The sequence below is a fragment of the Flavobacterium sp. ACAM 123 genome, from assembly GCF_000264055.1.
Taxonomy (GTDB): Bacteria; Bacteroidota; Bacteroidia; order Flavobacteriales; family Flavobacteriaceae; genus Flavobacterium.
Window position 1 is genome coordinate 1 of the sequence record NZ_AJXL01000208.1, and the last position, 1,991, is coordinate 1,991.

General features: G+C 27.7%; 2 protein-coding genes. Both read right to left on the reverse strand.

What is annotated here, in order from left to right; all coding sequences use genetic code 11:
• Positions 1-635: 635 nt before the first annotated feature.
• Positions 636-1,436: a hypothetical protein gene (locus tag A3SG_RS0118220; protein WP_016991422.1), complete on the reverse strand. Its 801-nt coding sequence runs from the start codon at positions 1,434-1,436 to the stop codon at positions 636-638.
• A gap of 90 nt (positions 1,437-1,526) precedes the next feature.
• Positions 1,527-1,991, reverse strand: a 465-nt coding sequence (locus A3SG_RS20465; RefSeq protein ID WP_232226434.1) for a hypothetical protein, incomplete at its 5' end; no start/stop codon positions are given.

Consider the following 1,991-nt stretch of genomic DNA (forward strand, 5'->3'; position numbering starts at 1 on the left):
GGTTCCTGGCTTAGCTTGGTGGGGAACTTATAAGTAGATTATTTTTGGCTGTACGAATATATGAAAAAAAAACGGAGATTCCACTAAATTCCCCATCATGCTAAACCAGTGTTATAATATGTATTTTTCTGCACAAAATTTCTTCGTTATTCAATTTTTCAACGCAATACTTTTGGATACAAACGGCATCACTTTAATTTAACCAAACTGCTTTCGGCGTAACGATTTCATCATAAGATTTTTCGACGCAAACTGCATCTCTTCAATTTAACCAAAATACTTTCGGCTAAATGAATTCGCCACAATATTTTTCGACGCAAACTGCATCACTTTAATTTCATCAGATTATTTTCGGCTTAACGATTTTAACAGAATTTATTTCGACACAAACTTTTTCAAAACCTTCTTAATAATCATCAATTTTTTGGATTGCAGATTATTTTCTTAGTAGGAGCGAAGTGAGTAATTTTTTCACCGCAAAAATGGCGAAATATATATTATAACGTGTCGCGGCTTGCAGAAGTGGCGAACTTCGTGACCGATTATTTTCGGCTAAGATAAAATTTATTGCGGAAGATAAACGTGAATTTACCACATATTTCGCCATTTATGCAAATCGCTGTTACCAGCAGTTTTTATTCATTTACGATTGTTTCATAATTTATACTATTAGAATGTTGAGTATAAAAATCAAATAATTTTTTATTTTCAAGATATAATTTTAAAGCAATTTCCTTATATTTTCTATAATCAGCGTCATTTTTTAAAGTTTTATATACTTTGCATTTATAGTAAGCATTGTCTGCAAATTCATTTATTTCGCTTTGTTTTTCAAATGATTTTAAAGCATTTTGAAAATCATTTATTTCATAGTAAGTTACACCTAATTGATAATAATCATATAAACCAGCAGAATAATCTTTAGTGTTTATTTGCTCAAGAAAAATTTTAATTGCTTTTTGTTTTTGGTTTATTGCGCTATAGCAAATTGCTTTTGCGATTTTTAAGTGATAATCGCCATCCACTGAATAACCAATATTATAATTAACTAAACTCTCCAGTTTTTCTATATCATTAATCGCTCCTTTGTAATCTCTAAAAAATTGATAACGACACCAGGCTCTATATCCTAAATTTGAGCCATAATCTAATTCAACCGCTTTGTCTATTAATTTTTTCCAAGTTAGAAAGTCTCCACTTTTTAAGTACGCTGTAGATTTCTCTCTGTAAGCATATGCGAAATTTGGACAAATTTTAATTGCATTATCAAGAATTTCTTGAAACTCTCTTTGAAATTGATAAAGTTTTTCAGTTTTTTCAGCCTCTATACAAGCTTTATATTGTAAAGTATCGCCTTTATATAAATAAGCATTACAATTTGGTTGTGAAAATAACCAAATTGGTAGAATTAACAATATGTAGATTAATTTTTTCAAGGTAGTATTTCTTTTAATTGACCATTTTCTATTTTAAAAATTAAGTATTGATAATAATCAATTTCTTTTTCTCTGTATTTTTTTCCTTTCCTAACCTTTTAAGTTTTTTGTTATATTTATAAGTTGCTCTGTTATTGATTTGACAAAAACTTTTTCTTCATAATTTTGGTTCATTGAAATCAAACGAAATCTGTCCGTTTTTCCTTTGCAATTAACTACAAAATTAATTCTTATTAATCCAGTTTCATTTTTAATGATTTCTGATTTATATTTTTCAGAAAATTCTTTTTCAATTGCCAATTTTTCACCTTCATATTCTAAACCACCAGAATTATTAAAGTATTGAAAAATGTGTTTTGAATTACATAACTCAAATTTATTATTGTCAATTTCAGAATTAAATTCGATGTCTCCAACATAATTTGGATATTCAGATTTAGTTTCGATTTTTTCTTGACCGATAGAAATTAATGGAATAAATAAAAGTAATTTTAGTATTTTAGTCATTGATATTTGTTCTATTATGCGATTTCTGTGGCAAAATTGCTGGTAACG